The sequence below is a fragment of the Pseudomonas sp. EA_15y_Pfl1_P101 genome, from assembly GCF_963970835.1.
In the GTDB taxonomy this organism is placed as follows: Bacteria; Pseudomonadota; Gammaproteobacteria; order Pseudomonadales; family Pseudomonadaceae; genus Aquipseudomonas; species Aquipseudomonas tritici.
Genome location: NZ_CAXAPA010000007.1, coordinates 80,863 through 98,197 on the forward strand (window position 1 = coordinate 80,863; position 17,335 = coordinate 98,197).

The window sequence follows — 17,335 nt, forward strand, 5'->3', positions numbered from 1 at the left end:
GGTCGGGCACTTCCCGATGTAACTTCAGTGCCACAATGTGCAAACGCCGGACTATCAAAACGCTCGTTTCACATAGCTCTCGCGACGGGCACTAATAAGAGGTACACATGTCGGCTTCGAGGCGATGACGATGAGCTTGGCAGCGCTTGGCGTCAGGATGCGGTGCCGCTGCCAGACAGCTGCTCTCACATTGGTTTGTGGCGTTTATTCGCATTTTGGTGAAACCTTTAATCAGCCCGAGCAGACGAATCACGTTCGCCTAGGTATAGTGCCGCCCCTCTCGCGTCTGCGGCCGTCGGTAACGAGGCCCTGAAACTGCGCGAAACCGCATGAATAACAACCCGCAAAAGGATTGGGGTCGAACTGTCGCGCACTGCCTGGTGCGATGCGACGGCGTCGAACCGTCCTGCGTTTGCCATTAGAAAAATCAGCGAGGAACACTCCATGCTCGAAGTCATCAACGACTTCCTCTCAGGGAAAGTACTGATCGTGCTCATTGTCGGGCTCGGCGGTTATTTCACGATTCGCTCGCGTTTCGTTCAATTTCGTCACTTCTTCCACATGTTTTCGGTGTTTAAAGACAGCCTGAAAAGCAGCGCTGGCCAGCTCAGCTCGTTCCAGGCGCTGATGCTCAGCCTGGCCGGCCGTGTGGGTGCCGGTAACATTGCCGGTGTCGGCATTGCCGTGACCCTGGGTGGCCCGGGCGCCGTGTTCTGGATGTGGGTCACCGCGTTGGTGGGCATGTCTTCGAGTTTCATCGAGTGCTCCCTCGGCCAGCTCTACAAACGCACCGATGCCGAAGGCACCTACCGTGGCGGCCCGGCTTACTACATCCAGCACGGCCTGCAAAAACGCTGGTTGGGGATGGTCATGGCGTTCCTGCTGCTGGTGACGTTCGGCTTTGCCTTCAACGGCCTGCAAGCGCACGCCGTGACGCACTCGCTGAACAACGCCTTTGGCCTGGACACCACCTACACCGGCCTGGCGCTGGCGGTATTGCTGGGCCTGGTGTTCATCGGCGGGATCAAGCGCATCGCCTCGATCGCCGACCTGCTGGTGCCGGTCAAAACCCTGATCTACATCGCGGTAACCCTGTACGTGATCGTGCTGCAATTCGACCAAGTGCCAGCCATGCTCGCGACCATCGTCAAGAGCGCCTTCGGCCTCGACCAAGCCTTCGGTGGCCTGGTAGGCAGCGCGATCATCATGGGTGTGAAACGCGGCGTGTTCGCCAACGAAGCCGGCTTGGGCAGTGCGCCTAACGTGGCGGCGGTGGCTTCCGTGGAACACCCGATCGCCCAAGGCGTGGTCCAGGCGTTCAGCGTGTTCCTCGACACCTTCGTGATCTGCACCTGTACTGCATTGCTGATCCTGCTCTCCGGTTTCTACACCCCGGGCTTTGAAGGCGACGGCATTGCCCTGACCCAGAACTCCCTGGCAGCGGTAGTGGGCGATTGGGGTCGCATGTTCATCTCGGTGGCCCTGGCGTTGTTCGTGTTCACCTCGATCATGTACAACTACTACCTCGGCGAGAGTAACCTGCGCTTTTTGGTCGGCAATAACCGCAAGGTGCTGATGGGTTATCGGGCGCTGGTGCTGGTGCTGATTTTCTGGGGTTCGATCGAAAACCTGGGCACCGTGTTCGCCTTTGCCGACATCACCATGACTCTGCTGGCGTTCGTCAACCTGTTTGCCCTGGCGTTCCTGTTCAAGATCGCCATGCGCATCCTGAATGACTACGACAACCAGCGTGCGGCAGGCATCAAGACCCCTGTGTTCGATTCCAGCCAGTTCCCTGACCTGGACCTGGACCGCAAGGCCTGGCCAGCGAACCCGGCAAAACCGGAAGCGGCAGCCTCGGCTGAACTGAACGCTCAACCGCAACGCTGAGCGCAGTTAGGTAGATGACACGCCGCCCGGCCTTGGGCATGCTCTGGGCCCGGCGGCGTTTTTCGTTCAGGAGATTTCTCGATGCAACCAGCTAACAACGTCATGGTGCTCTACACCGGTGGCACCATTGGCATGCAGGCCAGCGCCAATGGCCTGGCTCCCGCATCCGGTTTTGAAGCACGCATGCGCGAACAGCTCACCGACCAGCCTGTGCCTGCGTGGCGCTTCCAGGAAATGGCGCCGCTGATCGACAGCGCCAACATGACCCCTGCGTACTGGCAGCGTTTGCACACAGCAGTGATCGACGCCGTGGACCAAGGCTGCGATGCCGTGCTGATCCTGCACGGCACCGATACCCTGGCCTACAGCGCAGCGGCCATGAGCTTCCAACTGCTGGGTCTGCCGGCACCGGTGGTGTTCACCGGCTCCATGCTGCCAGCCGGCGTGCCGGACAGTGATGCCTGGGAAAACGTCAGCGGTGCGCTGCAAGCCTTGGGCAACGGCTTTGCACCAGGTGTGCACCTGTACTTCCACGGCGCACTGATGGACCCGACGCGCTGCGCGAAGATCCGCAGCTTCGGGCGCCATCCCTTCGCCGCCTTGCAACGCCAGTGCGGTGTGCCGCGCGCCACGGCCTTGCCTGCTGCGTTGGACTATCGCCAAGCCAAGGGCCTCGCCACGGTCGGCGTACTGCCTCTGGTGCCGGGTATCGACGCGGCGGTGCTGGACGCAGTGATCGGCAGCGGCATTCAGGCGCTGATCCTGGAGTGCTTCGGCAGCGGCACCGGGCCAAGCGATAACCCTGGGTTCCTCGCCAGCCTCCAGCGTGCGCAGGACCATGGAGTGGTGGTGGTTGCGGTCACTCAATGCCATGAAGGCGGCGTGGAACTGGATGTCTACGAAGCCGGCAGCCGTTTGCGCGGCGTGGGCGTGCTGTCCGGTGGCGGGATGACCCGCGAAACTGCGTTCGGCAAGCTCAATGCGTTGATCGGTGCAGGGCTGAGCCAAGATGAAGTTCGCCGCCTGGTGGAAACCAACCTGTGCGGCGAGTTGGGCTGAACGCTATATAAGCACCGCCCTCCTTTCGACGAGCTTTCTAGCATGGCAACACCCGATTCCTCTCGGGTCGTTGCCATTTTTTTGCCCGCCAGGAATGCCCATGACCTCACTCACGCCCAGGCCTAAACCCGCTGTTCGCACCAACCTTACGCAGGTCTTGCTCACCCAAATGTCCAGCGGCCCCATATTTCGCGAAGTGGCCGCCACGTTGTTGCGCGAGCAATTGCGGGAACGCTATCCCCACTTGGACATCGATCCCAACATCGCTATGGTCGGCACCCCCGCCAGGGAAATCGTCGAAGACCAAGTGGTCACCCGCCCGCCCCACTATCAGGCGCTTACCGATATCCTCGCGATACAGGCGGTGCTGGCAGTGCCGACCCGGTATATCGAGGGCGAGCAGTTCCTCACGCAACAGCCGATCATGGAACCTGCGGTGCACCTGCCGGTGAGCATTCTCGACATCGCTGGCCTCCTCAACACCCTGGCGCCGCTGATGCTGCGCGCTTACCAGCAGTACCAAGTGGACTACTGGAACTGCGTCGACGGCGACCGAGGCCCGCGCTTGCATATGATGTCGAGCGTGTTGCGCGACTACTGGAATGTGCACTATATCGGTGGCTGGACGGCCGAGGACTGCCGGATGGCGCGCCAGCTCTACCTGGCCCCCGACCCGCTCGACCGGCGCGCCAACGATCCTTACACTACCCGGGCTTACCTGATCGACATTGATCAGGTCGAAGCCGATGGCCGCGTGCGCCACCTCAACGAACACTTGGTCAGCGTGCTGATCGGCAAGCAGGACGGGCGCGAGGTGATCCTGATCCACTCGCTGCTGCAGGGGTACAAGAAATACAGCACCCTTGAGCAACTGGGCGATGACCTGCCGTTACTGATCGACACCAATACCAAGCACACGCAGATTCAGTGGCGATTGCTGGAGCTGGACGGTGATTTCTTCGACCAGTTGGCCTGCGTCATGATCAACATTCAGATAGAAGCCATCGGCACTCTCTATTCTTCCGACCTGCACAACACTGACGGCCCTACCGTGGCGGCCATGCCGCCGTCTGCCCAGGGCGACGGCGTCGATATGCAATGGTACCGTCACGCCTTGCCCGGCTGGCTAAACAGCGCCAACACCCAGGACCTGAACGCCTATTCCCGGCATTTGAAAGACCTGGCGGCACTGCACAGCGCTAATCAGAGCCAGTCCTACCAGGATGGGATCGCGCCCATCCGGCAGTTTACCCAGGACCGGTTGCGCGCCGAAATGCTCAAGGACCATCCTGACGCCCCCCTGCAGACGCTCGACGGCCTTGAGATCGAGATTCAGAGCCCGGTGCTCTGGGGCACGTTTGCCATACCGGGGAAAATCGACACCACGCGGTTCGACCTGGCGGAGCTGGCCTTGCAAAACCTGATTGCTTTGCCCCTGGGCATCAAATCCTTGCGGCAGAAAACCACCCAGGTATTGCCCGAATGGCTGACCATCAACTATCTGGAATCACTGATTAGGCGCGTCGATGTCGGCACTGCCTATCCGGCACTGATCAAGCAAAAACTGCTGGACGACCCCAAGGAATCCGCACGCCGCCAGCAGCTGTATACCGAGCACCTGCGCATTCAACTGCCGCTTCTGGCGCTGCAATGCAAGATTCGTAATGAAGCGGGGATTGATGAGCGCGGCTACCGTTACGTGGCGATGGCATTGCAGGCCGAGGCTGCCGATCGCCAGGTGGACGGTAAGCCCATCGTCATTCGCCCACTGGCCTTTGTGCCCACGCGGCGACTGGACGCCACGCCAGATGCCGTCGACAACATGTTTGTCATCGGCCCGCAGGACATGGCGACGGGACCCTGCCTGCTGTATCGGCCTTTGCTCGACCAACCGCTGACCCAGTACCCCTCGCCCGCCAACTTGCTGTATGCCCTCCAGCAATCCGACAGCCTGCGCGATTCGGTATTGGCCTGGCTGCCCGATAACGCGCGCAGTGACTATGAACGTTACGTGTTCCCCAGCCCTTTGCCGTCACCTTGGGTGGTGGTGGACTTCCTGGTGGACCCGGTCAAGTTGATCACCCTGAGCGGGCCTCTGAGCCTGAGCACAAACGTCATGGGCGGCGACGTGATGGAGGGTCTGTTCAAGGCCAATGCCGACGCACTGGTCAAATTGGCGGACCGTCAATCGGTGTCCAATGCCGAAGCTCGCTGGGCCACGTTCAAGCGCGCCGGCTGGATCATTTTCAACACGGCGTTGCCGTTTCTCGGCCGTACCGTGGGCGCCGCCGCCTGGATCTGGCAAATCATGGATGACCTGCAACAACTGGTCGACGCCCAACGCCATTCGGATCAGCAGTCATCCCAGGTAACGCTTACCGACCTGTTGCTCAACCTCGGCATAGCCCTCGCGTTACACAGTGCGGCCCGCAGCGCACCGCGTCGCCAGGCCGCCAGCACGGCCACAAGCCAGCAGAAAGCACCCGCCCCACGTCCCACCCCCGACATTAAATTTGTGATCAAAAAAATCGCAGACATCCGCAGCGACACATTGCCGTCAAACCACGGGCAACCGTTGCACAGCGTTGGCGTGGCCAACCGCACACCGGCCAGCCTGGGCGCGGTGCTGGAGCGCTTCAAGGTGGATAAACCAACCACGCTCGGCAAAGCCATCAACGCCGAGGGCGCCCACCAACACCTATACTGGAGCGGGCAGCACTACTACGCGCCAGTGGGCGAGCGGTGGTTTCAGGTGCAGGTGGACGAGAACGACGCGGTGTTGATCGTCGATGCGAACCAACCTGATCGCACCGGCCCGCCGCTGATCCACAACCGTCAGGGCCAGTGGTTCATCGACACGCGCCTGCGACTGCGTGGGGCCGGGCCCAAGGTTCTTATTAAAAAGAGCAGAGCGCTGGCGCAAAAGCGCGCGCAAGAATTGCGCACACAGTTGAGTGACTTCGAAAGTGGCAAAAAGGACGCCCAGCAACAATTGCAGCACGCACGAGAAGCGGCGCAGGCCGGCCCTTCCACATCGGCCCAGTCCCGCAGGCAAAGTTACCAGCAAACCCTGAGCGAGCAATGCACCGATTATGAAAACGCCCTGCAAAAGCTCAAGGAATTGAGCGTCCAAGAACCAACCCCGGATTACTCGCAAAAAGCCCTGGGCTACCTCAAGGCCCAGACCGAGATGACTCAGGCCAGCATCCAGCAAACCCTGATCGAATTCACCCCGAGGCTGCGCACGGCGCTGGAGCAAATCGAAAGCCAGGTCCAAACCTCGCAGGAACGTCCAATTGAAGAATCTCGTCGCCTGAAGACCTTGAACACCGAGATGATCGAACACCTGACTTACATGCAAACCCGCTTCGATGAACTGCATAAGCTTGCCAAGGATGGCGCGCGCCTGATCCTTAACACCCAAGGCGCATTGCCGTCCTATAGCATCGATGACCTCAAGACGCTGCAGGTCGAGGTGACGCGCAACCTGTGCATGCCCGAAAACACCGTCGCCAGCCAACCCAAGGCCTGGGCCGGGATTGATGGGATCATCGACAAGGCGACAATTGCTATCCAGTGCCTGCGCGATACGCTGCTCGAACGCAGCGATTCGCGCATGGACGAACGCATCGACACCTTGAGCAGCCTGGTCGAGCAGTTCGATTTGCTTGACGAGCGCCTGCAGGATTTCCCCTCGGAATACTCCGCGCAAGCGATCGACGCGCAACTTACGGAATTGCGTGACCAACTGAATGAGTTCAAGCAGCGTGCCGTGGGCCACCTGGGCCTGCTCAGCGCAGAGCGGGATATCCTCAGAAGTCGCCCGACACCGCCGGCCACGCCGCCCAGTAAGCAACGCAAATTCATCAAAACCCGCTACCACGGCCAACTGCTTGGCGAGCTCCGATTGGAAGATGTCGCGCAGGAGACTTGGCTGGTGGATATCCGCTCGCCGCTGACCCAACAGGTAGTCGCTACGTTTCATGAGAAACCCAAGGGGGTTTGGGTGGAGCGGGTAAAAACGCCACCGCCGAGTACCCTGCCGGTGGATGTGCAAGCCCGCATCAATGAAGGTCAGGCGCTGCTGGACGAACTTCCGACCTTCCTTGAGCGTGCTTCCGCCCGTGCACAACAGACGGATCGAACACCTTTCGGTATCGAGCAGTTGTACCACCAGCAAGCCAGAAAGCTGGAGCAGGCCGGCGCCGCCATCGATCACGCGCTAACCCAAAGCAACGCCGCCGATACGCCGGCGGGTAGCCCCGTCAACAAAGCGTTGAGCCTGGCTATCACCGACCTGTATCAACGCAGCAACGAGCAGGTCACCAATGCGCTCAAACAACATCCGCCCACGCCATCCGGTGTGGAATGGCTGAAGAGCCGCAACGCGATCACCATCAGGAAAACCATCAACCGGCGCCGCCTGAAAGGCGTTCGGCCCGACTACCTGGATGAATACACCATCAGCCTGCGCCAAACCCATGAGGTGCTCTGGTATGCGCACTTTCACTACAGCACCTCCTGGACCGTGCCCAGGTCTTACCTCTCGGGTCGCCTGAAAACTGTCGCAGAGGCTCGTCTGGGGCCGGCGGCCGATACGCCTAAAGGTTTGAATGACGCGCAAAAGATCGCCTTTTTCCGCAGCGAACTCAGCAAGGAACAGGCCAGACAACTGTTTTTCGATTAACCCGATCCCGCCTCCGGCGAATAGGCGGCATGCAACTTGCTGCGCAGCAATACCCACTTTGCGCAGATTCCCCATGCTGCACTCGCACCTGACCACACTGAACGCCGTCTCCCTGGTCCTGGCCACCTTCAAGGGCCAGGGCCCGGCTGCTGAAGTATTGCTGGCTGGCAGCGGCATCAGCGCCGCCGACCTGAGCCATGCCGACACGCGCATTACCACGTGCCAGGAGATGCGCGTATGCGCCAATGCCGTGGCCCTTTGTCGCGACATCGGCCTGGACCTGGGCCGACGCATGCATGTGTCGTCCTACGGCATGCTCGGCTATGCCCTCCTCACCAGTGCCACCTTAGGTGACGCTTTGCGCCTGGCCCTGCGTTACCCGGCGCTGTTGGGAACACTGTACGAACTGAGCCTGGAGGACGACGGCCAACGCGTCTGGTTCTGCGCCCGCGACTATCGCGAAGACACGGCGCTGGCCACCTTCAATGCCGAGCTGTGCCTGGTCTCGCTGAAAGTCATCTGCGATGACCTGCTGGGCCAGCCTTTGCCTATGCTGGGCGCACGCTTCGAACACCTGGCGCCGGACTATCAGGCGCGCTACAGCGAATCGTTCAACTGCCCGCTGCACTTTGAAGCCACGGACAACGCCTTTGCGTTCGACCGCCAATGGCTCGATCACCCATTGCCGCTGGCCGACACCATCACCCATCAGGCCATGGCCGAACGCTGCCGCAAACAGAACATCGAGTTTACCGGGCGTCAGGCTTGGCTGGGCCGCGTGCGCCAGTTGCTCAGTGCACAACTGGGCGCCGCGCCGGGCCTGGAACGGCTGGCCGAACAGCTCAACTGCTCACCGCGCACCTTGCGCCGGCACCTGCAAGCGCTGGGGTGCAGCTATCAGGAATTGCTCGACGAACTGCGCTTCGAGCGCGCCAAGCAGTGGTTGGCGCAAGATGAAATGCCGATCTACCAAATCGCCGAACAACTGGGCTTCAGCGAGACTGCGAGCTTTCGCCACGCATTCGTGCGCTGGAGCGGAGTGGCGCCGAGTCAGTTTCGTGCGTGAGTAGCCAACCCCTTGTGTAGGAGCGAGTTTGCTCGCGAAGCACTCACCGGCACCGCATTTATCCAGGATGCACGCGTTATCGTTGACGCTTTTCGCGAGCAAGCTTGCTCCTACGTTATTAGATGAAGCAGACGCACACGAAAATGGCAGGCCGCGCCAACATGGGGCGAATTGCGGACACACAGGCTGGCCCTATTTATCCCCTTTTGGCCGCTCCTACCGTTCTCATGCACGCCGCCCGGCGCAAGACTGCATGCACCGAAACAGCCTGCGGAGAACAAAAAAATGCTGACGATCTACTCAGACGATCATCACCTGCATCACGGCCGGTGCGAATTGATGGACGGGCAACTGATGCCCTGCTTCGAAATGCCGTCGCGTGCCGACCATGTACTGCAACGGGTCAAGGACCGCGAACTCGGCCCGGTGCAGGCGCCGCAGGATTTCGGCCTGGCGCCGCTGCAACGTATCCACAGTCGCGACTACCTGGCGTTTTTCAAAGGTGCCTGGGCGCGCTGGACTGAATTCGCCACCGACGGCGACCTGCTGCCGTATACCTGGCCGGCCCGTACGTTGCGCCGGGTATTGCCCACCAGCCTGCACGGCCAACTGGGTTACTACAGCTTCGAAGGCGGCGCGCCGATCACCGCCGGCACCTGGCAAGCGGCGTACAGTGCGGCGCAGGTGGCGCTGACCGCGCAACAGGCAATCCAGCAAGGCGCGCACAGTGCCTTCGCGCTGTGCCGCCCGCCGGGGCATCACGCCGCCAGCGATTTGATGGGCGGTTATTGCTACCTCAACAATGCCGCCATCGCGGCCCAGGCATTTCTCGACCAGGGCCACAAGAAGGTCGCAATCATTGACGTGGACTACCATCACGGCAACGGCACCCAGTCGATTTTCTATGAGCGCAACGATGTGCTGTTCACCTCTATCCACGGGCACCCGGAAGCGGAATTTCCGTTCTTCCTCGGCTATGCCGACGAGCTGGGCGAAGGCGCGGGAGAAGGTTTCAACTTCAACTATCCGCTGCCTGCCGGTTCGGGTTGGGATCAATGGAGCGCGGCGCTGGACGAGGCCTGTAAGGAAACCGAACGCTATGACGCCGACATCATCGTGGTGTCTCTGGGCGTAGATACGTTCAAGGACGATCCGATCTCCCAGTTCAAACTCGACAGCCCAGACTATTTGGCCATGGGCCGACGCCTGGCTCGCCTTGGCAAACCCACGCTGTTCGTCATGGAAGGCGGCTACGCGGTGGAAGAAATCGGCATCAACGCCGTCAACGTGCTCGAAGGTTTCGAACAAGGAGCTACCCGATGAAGCTGCTCACTCCCCTAGCCTTATGCGCCACGCTCTTGAGCGGCGCGGCCCAGGCCGAAGAAAAAACCCTCAAGGTCTACAACTGGTTCGACTACATCACCCCCAAGGCGCTTGAGGACTTCAAGGCGCAGAACCCGACCATCAAACTGGTCTACGACATCTTCGACACCAACGAAGCCCTGGAGGCCAAGCTGCTCACCGGCAACTCCGGCTATGACGTGGTAGTGCCGTCCAACGTGTTCCTGGCCAAGCAAATCGAAGCCGGGGTGTTCCAGCCCCTCGACCGCAGCCAGTTACCCAACTGGAACCACCTCGATCCCAAGCTGATGAAGCTGATCGAAGCCAACGACCCCGGCAACAAATTCGCCGTGCCCTACATGTACGGCACCATCCTGATCGGCTTCAACCCCGACAAGGTCAAGGCCGCACTGGGGCCGAACGCACCGGTAGACAGTTGGGACCTGATCTTCAAGGAAGAAAATATCAGCAAGCTCAAGCAATGCGGCGTGGCCTTTCTCGATTCGCCCTCGGAGATCCTGCCACTGGCCTTGCAGCACCTGGGCCTGGACCCCAACAGCAGCAACCCCAAGGACTACGCCAAGGCTGAAGCGCTGCTGATGAAGATCCGCCCCTACATCACCTACTTCCACTCCTCCAAGTACATGGCCGATATCGCCAACGGCGACATCTGCGTGGCCGTGGGTTACTCGGGCAGCTTCTCCCAGGCCGCCAACCGCGCCAAGGAAGCCAAGAATGGTGTGACGGTGGACATGCGCCTGCCCAAAGAAGGCGCGCCGATCTGGTTCGACATGCTCGCCATCCCTAAGGGCGCGCAAAACCCTCAGGACGCCTACACCTTTATCAACTACCTGCTGCAACCACAGGTGATCGCGCCGGTCAGCGATTTCGTCGGTTACCCCAACCCCAACAAGGACGCGACCGAGTTGGTCGACCCGGCGATTCGCAACAACGCAAACCTATACCCCACCGAGGCGGCGATGGCCACGCTGTACACCTTGAAACCCTTGGGGCGTGATGCGGAACGTGCGCGGACACGGGCCTGGACCAAAATCAAATCGGGCACCTGATCAGCATTGCCAGGCCTGGCGCAATCGCGCCAGCGCCGAGGCCATGTCGGCTTCGGGCACCGCGGCGAACCCCAATACCAGGCCTGCGCGCTGATCCACCGGCGTGATTGATTGCGCCAGCCAATAAGCGCTCAAGCCGTTGATCTCGACATCCGCCGCGTGGGCCTGCGCGAGCAGTTGCTGTTCGCGGGCCAGGCTGTCGACACGCACCGTCACATGCAGCCCCGCCGCAACGCTGGGCAGTTCTCCCACACCCGGCAGACCGCTGGGCCAACCCGCCAACAACACATTGCGGCGGCTCAACGCGGCCCGGCGCATGCGGCGAATGTGCCGCTGGAAATGCCCGGTCGCCATGAATTCAGCCATCACCGCCTGGGTGCTGACCTCGGAGTGGCGCATGTCCACGGCGCGGCGCCGGGCGAAGGCGTCTACCAACGCCGGTGGCAATACCAGGTAACCGAGGCGCAACGCCGGAAAGGCCACTTTGCCAAAGGTGCCGACGTAGAGCACCCGCCCGTTGCGGTCCAAGGCGGCGAGCGGCGAGAGCGGCGCGCCACTGTAGCGGTACTCTCCGTCGTAATCGTCTTCGATGATCCAGCCATCCGTGCGTTCGGCCCAGGCCAGCAATTCCAGGCGCCGCGCCAGGCTCATTACCACGCCCAACGGATACTGATGTGAAGGCGTGACATAGGCCACACGGCAATCCTGCAGGCGGTTGAGCACCTGACAATCCATGCCCTCGCCGTCCACTGGCACACCGTGCAGCTGCCCGCCTGCCAGGGCGAACGCATGCCCTGCGGCGCGGTAGCCGGGGTTTTCCACCGCCACGCCATCGCCGGGCTCCACCAGCAGCTGTGCACAAAGGCTGATTGCCTGCTGCGCGCCACTGGTGATCACAATTTGTTCAGCTGAGCACTGCATGCCCCGCGAGCTGCGCAGGTACGCGGCAATCAGGCCACGCAAGCGGTCGTCCCCCGCCGGGTCGCCATAACAGAGTTGTGCCAAGTCGGGCTTGCGCCAGAAAGCCCCATTCAGCTTGGCCCATACCTCAAATGGAAACAGATCGAATGCCGGAACACCGACCCGAAACGCCCTTGGTGGCCCGGGAGGTGGAACCGGTAAATGGTGAGTTTGCACACGCCCAAAAGCAGGCCTGTGGATAACTTCACTGGCTGAGCTAACCGGCAAATCCAACCAATTTGTGGATAAGGCTGGGGATAAGCTTGTTGAAAACCCTGTGGATACTTTTGTGGATAGTTTTTTTGCCGTAGGCAATTGAGCGACGTAAGTGCCATCGCCTACTCGGCTTTCAATAAACCCTTCCGCGTACAGTTGATCGTAAGCGCGCACCACGCTGTTCCGCGAGATCGACAGTGCAGCCGCCAAGTCACGACTGGCGGGCAGGCGCGTGCCGCTGACCAGTCGCCCGTCCAGCACGCGTTGACGCAGCGCTTCATACAGCTGGCGCGTCAGCCCTTGACGGCGATCCAGCTCGATACCGGCAGGGTTGAACGACAACGGCGGCGCAATGGGCGGCATATTGGACCTATGAAATTAGCGCTAGATGGCTCTTACAACGAACCATTAGCCTGCCTAGGATGCAGGCATTCGCCAAGGAAAATTTCTATGTATACGCCCCGTGCCTTTGCCCTCGAAGACTTGCCCGAATTGCAGCAATTGATCCAGCACACCCGCTTGGCGCAGTTGGTGACCGTAGGCGAGCACGGCCTGCAAGCCAGCCACTTGCCGCTGCTGCTCAACCCCGATGAAGGCCCTGATGGCACACTTTACGGGCACCTGGCTAAGGCCAACCCGCAGTGGAAGGACCTGCAAAACGGAAGTGAAGCTCTGGTGATCTTCGCCGGCGCCGAGGCGTATATCAGCCCGTCGTTTTACCCGGCCAAGGCCGAGCACGGCAAAGTCGTGCCCACTTGGAATTACATCGCCGTGCATGCCTACGGCAAGGCCGAGGTGTTTACCGATGCCGAGCGTTTGCTTGCGGTGGTCAGTGCATTGACCGATCGCCATGAAGGCAGCCGCGCCCAGCCGTGGAAAGTCAGCGACGCCCCGGCCGACTACATTGAAGGCATGCTCAAAGCCATTGTCGGCTTTGCGTTGCCGATCGAGCGCCTGATCGGCAAACGCAAACTCAGCCAGAACCGCAGCGCTGCCGACATCGCCGGCGTTCGCGAGGGGCTGGCCGCCAGCGTCGACGTACGCGACCAGACCCTCGCAGGCTTTATCCCCCAAGGAGTCCCAGAATGAGTCAGATCGACATCCGCCAGGTCACCGCCGCCGACCATGGCGCCTGGCTGCCGCTGTGGCAGGCGTACCTGAAGTTCTACAACACCGAACTGCCGGGCGCCGTCAGCCAAAGCACCTGGGAGCGCCTGATCGACGCCAACGAGCCGACCCATTCCGCACTGGCCTGGCAAGACGGCAAGGCGGTGGGCATGGTCAACTTCATCTACCACCGCTCCAATTGGAGCATCGAAAACGCCTGCTACCTGCAAGACCTGCTCGTAGAGCCCTCTCTACGGGGCACCGGCGTGGGCCGCAAGCTGATTGAGTTCGTCTACGCCACCGCCAAGGCTGACGGCTGCTGTAAGGTTCACTGGCTCACCCACGAGACCAACGCCACCGCGATCCAGTTGTACGAACGCATCGCCGAACGCCCTGGTTTCATCCAATTTCGCAAAGGTCTTTAAGGAGCGCAGCATGTCCACCTCCCTCGCCGACTGGAAAGGCGTCCCGGCACCCAGCGTGCAACTGCTTGAAGGGCGTTTTATCCGCCTGGAAAAACTCGACCCGGCGCGCCATGGCGATGACTTGTGGCAAGCCCTTGAAGGCCCCGGTGCCGATCCCAAGCTGTGGGACTATTTACCCTACGGGCCTTTTCCTGAGCGCAGTGGGTTCAATGACTGGTTAAACAACCACGCTCAACATAACGAGCCGTATTTCTTCAGCGTGGTCGACCTCAAGACTGGTCAGGTGCAAGGCATCCTCAGCCTAATGTCCATCGTCCCAGCCCAGGGCCGTATCGAAATCGGCCACGTCACCTTTGGCGCGCCGATGCAGCGCTCACCGAGAAGCACCGAAGCGGTATACCTGCTGGCCAAGTATGCGTTCGAGCAGGGCTATCGTCGGCTGGAATGGAAGTGCAATAACGGCAACGGCCGCTCCAAATATGCGGCAGAGCGACTGGGGTTCAGTTTTGAAGGGGTGTTCCGCCAGCACATGGTGGTCAAGGGGCAGAACCGGGATACGGCATGGTATTCGATCATCGATACCGAATGGCCGGCGATTGGGGCGGGGTTTGAGGCGTGGTTGTCCGAGACTAACCAGACACATTCAGGCCAGGTGAAAAGCCTGGCAGAGTGCCGGGCTTAACCTACCCGGCAACACAGAAACCCTTGTGGGAGCGGGCTTGCTTGCGAATACGGCGGGGCAGTCATTGCAGCTGTCGACTGATCCACCGCTTTCGCGAGCAAGCCCGCTCCCACATTAGGACTTGTGTGAATTCAACTACCTCAGCTTCTGGGCCAGCACCGCAATGTGCTCAGGCCCGATCCCGCAGCATCCGCCCAAATGGCTGGCACCGCGTGCCTGCCAGTCCGCTGCCCAGTGCAGGTAACCCGGCGGGTCCAGATCCTCACGCAATGGGTCAAGACCATCGTTGGCCGTGGCTTCCTTGGGCTGCGGCGGGAAGGCATTGGCGTAGGCGCCCACCTCAATCTGCACGCCCAGGCGCTCGAACGTCTGGCGCGCTGCGTCAATGGCATCGCCTATCACTTCCGGCTGGCTGCAGTTGAACAACAGCACTTGCACACCCAGCTGCGCCGCCGCTTCGGCCGCATCCGCCACCGGTTCGCCAGAACGCAGGCGCGGGACCTCGTCGGTGTCTTCATCCTTGAGAGTAAACGACAGCCAGAACGGTTTGCCGTCCTCGGGCAAACCGGCGTGGATCGCACGGGCTTCAACGATCGAGCTCTGGGTTTCCGCCAGCCACACGTCAACAAAAGGCGCGAGGCCTCGCACCAACGGTGTCAGCAATTCGGATACGCGCTGTGGCTCGAACAGGTCCGGGCGATACGAACCAAACAGCGGCGGCAGCGAACCCGCCACGCGCACGGCCTTGCCGGATGCGTCTACGGCACGCCTTGCCAGCTCACCGGCAAGCGCCGCCAGGGCTTCGCCCTCCTCGGCAAAACGCGCCTCGCCGATATGGAACGGCACCACCGCGTAGCTGTTGCTGGTGATCACATTGGCACCGCTCTGAATGTACGCCGCATGCACCGCCTCCACCGCTTGGGGCGCTTCGCTCAAGGCCAACGCTGACCACTCCGGCTGCCGGAACGGCGCGCCACGGCGTTGCAGTTCACGGCCCATGCCGCCATCAAGAATTACTGTTGCTGTGGCCATATGCTTTTTACTCATAAGCTTATGAAAATAACTCACTATGAGAGTCGTTCTTATAACTATTTAATACGTCCCATCCGCTTCATAACAACTCTTTTTTCATTCAGGTACCGATCCATGAAACTGAAACCGCTGCTGGCCTTGGGCCTGACGATTCTGGCCGCTTCAACGCAAGCCTTTGGCGGTGCAACGCTGGACCGAATTGAGAAGAAGAAAGAACTGGTGGGCGTGCTGATGGAGAGCTACCCGCCGTTCTCGTTTCTTAACGAACAAAATCAGCTCGATGGCTTCGACGTCGACGTGGCCAAGGCCGTGGCGCAAAAACTCGGTGTGAAGCTGCGCCTGGAGACGCCCTCCTGGGACGTGATCGCGGCCGGCCGCTGGAGTGGCCGCTACGACATCTGCATCTGCTCCATGACCCCGAGCAAGGCCCGCGCCGAGGTGTTCGACTTTCCGGTGGAGTACTACGCCTCGCCGGCGGTGATCGTGGTCAACGCCAAGGATGATCGCATCCACAGCGCCAAGGACCTGAGCGGCAAGAAAGTCGGCCTGACCAGCGCCTCCAGCTATGAAAGCTACCTGAACAAAAACCTGGTGATTGAAGGCGCCGAAGACACGCAGTTGCAGTATCCATTCGACAACGTACAGATCGCGCCCTACGACACCGACAACGTGGCCTTCCAAGACCTCGGCCTGGGCGCCGGCGTGCGCCTGGATGCAATCCTCACCAACCTGGTCACCGCTCAACCGCGCCTGACCGAGGACAAGCGCTTCAAGCTGGCCGGCGAGCCGTTGTATTCGGAGCCCAACTCAGTGGCGATCGAAAAAGGCGACCCGCAGTGGGACAGCAAGGTGCGTGAAGTCTTCGCCCAGTTGAAACAGGATGGCACCCTGAGCAAGCTGTCGCAGAAATGGATCGGCGCCGACATCAGCCAATGACTGCGTTCCCCACACCTACCAAGCCGCCGGTCAGCGCGTCGCGCTGGCAGCGGCTCTTCGGTTTTCGCACCCGGTTGTACCTGACCTGGGCCGTGCTGTTTTGCCTGTTCGCCAGTTTCTTCCTGAGCTTTGACCTGAAGTTCTCGATCATCCTCGACAAGCTGCCCAACCTGGTGGGCGTGCACCTGTCGCCCAATGGCTTTCTGCAAGGCGCGGCGCTGACGCTGTTCTTGTGCCTGTGCTCGATCGGTATATCGTCGGTGCTGGGGTTTGTCACCGCGCTGGGACGCTTGTCGAAAAGCGCCGTGGCCTTTGGCATCGCCAGCTTTTATGCCTCGTTCTTTCGCGGCACGCCGCTGCTGATCCAGATTTTGCTGATCTACCTCGGCCTGCCCCAGTTGGGCCTGGTGCCGGGCGCCATCGTCGCCGGGATCATCGCGTTGTCGCTGAACTACGGCGCTTACTTGAGCGAAATCTTCCGCGCCGGCATCCTCGGTGTCACCCACGGTCAGCGTGAAGCGGCACTCGCCCTGGGCATGCGTGACAGCGTGATCTTCTGGCACGTCACCCTGCCCCAGGCCATGCGCACCATCATTCCGCCGGCCACCAACCAGTTCATCTCGATGCTCAAGGACTCGTCCCTGATCTCGGTGATGGGCGTGTGGGAGGTCATGTTCCTGGCGCAGTCCTATGGCCGCTCGAGCTATCGCTATATCGAGATGCTGACCACGGCGGCGATTATTTACTGGGTGCTGTCGCTGGGCATGGAGCTGATCCAGGCGCGGCTGGAACGGCACTATGGCAAGGGGTATGTGCGTCGTAGTTGAGCTCCAAAAGCTGCATTAAAATGCATATTGGTGTGCT

General features: G+C 60.9%; 13 protein-coding genes. 11 read left to right on the forward strand and 2 right to left on the reverse strand.

The genetic code is table 11. From position 1 onward, the window contains the following. The first annotated feature begins 444 nt into the window (after positions 1–444). The 6 genes from AACY36_RS12810 to AACY36_RS12835 all read left to right on the forward strand — a co-directional run bounded on the left by AACY36_RS12810 (position 445) and on the right by AACY36_RS12835 (position 11,113). Complete coding sequence (locus tag AACY36_RS12810) at positions 445–1,890, forward strand: alanine/glycine:cation symporter family protein (RefSeq protein WP_339418651.1); 1,446 nt, start codon at positions 445–447, stop codon at positions 1,888–1,890. A gap of 81 nt (positions 1,891–1,971) precedes the next feature. Then, on the forward strand, positions 1,972–2,949 hold the full coding sequence (locus tag AACY36_RS12815; RefSeq protein ID WP_339418650.1) for an asparaginase: 978 nt from the start codon (positions 1,972–1,974) through the stop codon (positions 2,947–2,949). A gap of 100 nt (positions 2,950–3,049) precedes the next feature. Next, positions 3,050–7,636: a hypothetical protein gene (locus AACY36_RS12820; RefSeq protein WP_339418648.1), complete on the forward strand. Its 4,587-nt coding sequence runs from the start codon at positions 3,050–3,052 to the stop codon at positions 7,634–7,636. A 73-nt stretch (positions 7,637–7,709) separates the two neighbouring features. Continuing rightward, positions 7,710–8,702, forward strand: coding sequence for an AraC family transcriptional regulator (locus tag AACY36_RS12825; protein WP_339427703.1), 993 nt, complete (start codon positions 7,710–7,712; stop codon positions 8,700–8,702). A gap of 285 nt (positions 8,703–8,987) precedes the next feature. Further along, positions 8,988–10,025, forward strand: a complete 1,038-nt coding sequence (locus AACY36_RS12830; protein WP_339497205.1) for a histone deacetylase family protein — start codon at positions 8,988–8,990, stop codon at positions 10,023–10,025. After that, positions 10,022–11,113 (forward strand): polyamine ABC transporter substrate-binding protein, encoded by a 1,092-nt coding sequence (locus AACY36_RS12835; RefSeq protein WP_339427705.1) that lies wholly within the window; start codon positions 10,022–10,024, stop codon positions 11,111–11,113. Before AACY36_RS12830 ends, AACY36_RS12835 begins: the two co-directional genes overlap by 4 nt. Here the strand turns inward: AACY36_RS12835 and pdxR are convergent, their stop codons facing one another. Next, complete coding sequence (pdxR, locus tag AACY36_RS12840) at positions 11,114–12,652, reverse strand: MocR-like pyridoxine biosynthesis transcription factor PdxR (protein ID WP_339497206.1); 1,539 nt, start codon at positions 12,650–12,652, stop codon at positions 11,114–11,116. Between the two features lie 87 nt (positions 12,653–12,739). Here pdxR and AACY36_RS12845 point away from each other — a divergent pair, with 87 nt between their 5' ends. From AACY36_RS12845 to AACY36_RS12855, 3 genes are read left to right on the forward strand one after another with little or no spacing between them, the layout of a single operon-like run. Next, positions 12,740–13,378, forward strand: coding sequence for an FMN-binding negative transcriptional regulator (locus AACY36_RS12845; RefSeq protein ID WP_339418643.1), 639 nt, complete (start codon positions 12,740–12,742; stop codon positions 13,376–13,378). Continuing rightward, positions 13,375–13,821 carry a GNAT family N-acetyltransferase gene (locus AACY36_RS12850; protein WP_339418642.1) on the forward strand — a complete coding sequence of 149 codons (447 nt, stop codon included), beginning with the start codon at positions 13,375–13,377 and terminating at the stop codon, positions 13,819–13,821. The genes AACY36_RS12845 and AACY36_RS12850 overlap by 4 nt, the downstream gene beginning before the upstream one ends. Positions 13,822–13,831: 10 nt before the next feature. Then, positions 13,832–14,503 carry a GNAT family N-acetyltransferase gene (locus tag AACY36_RS12855; RefSeq protein WP_339438431.1) on the forward strand — a complete coding sequence of 224 codons (672 nt, stop codon included), beginning with the start codon at positions 13,832–13,834 and terminating at the stop codon, positions 14,501–14,503. 135 nt (positions 14,504–14,638) lie between these two features. On the opposite strand, the gene AACY36_RS12860 is transcribed toward AACY36_RS12855, so the two are convergent. After that, the gene (locus AACY36_RS12860) at positions 14,639–15,535 is read right to left on the reverse strand and encodes a homocysteine S-methyltransferase family protein (RefSeq protein WP_339497208.1); all 897 of its coding nucleotides are present in this window, start codon (positions 15,533–15,535) and stop codon (positions 14,639–14,641) included. A gap of 114 nt (positions 15,536–15,649) precedes the next feature. On the opposite strand from AACY36_RS12860, the gene AACY36_RS12865 reads away from it, so the two are divergent. Together AACY36_RS12865 and AACY36_RS12870 are read left to right on the forward strand one after the other, a co-directional pair. Beyond that, positions 15,650–16,471 carry an ABC transporter substrate-binding protein gene (locus AACY36_RS12865; protein ID WP_339418637.1) on the forward strand — a complete coding sequence of 274 codons (822 nt, stop codon included), beginning with the start codon at positions 15,650–15,652 and terminating at the stop codon, positions 16,469–16,471. Further along, the gene (locus tag AACY36_RS12870; protein ID WP_339418635.1) at positions 16,468–17,298 is read left to right on the forward strand and encodes an amino acid ABC transporter permease; all 831 of its coding nucleotides are present in this window, start codon (positions 16,468–16,470) and stop codon (positions 17,296–17,298) included. The genes AACY36_RS12865 and AACY36_RS12870 overlap by 4 nt, the downstream gene beginning before the upstream one ends. Positions 17,299–17,335 lie beyond the last annotated feature (37 nt).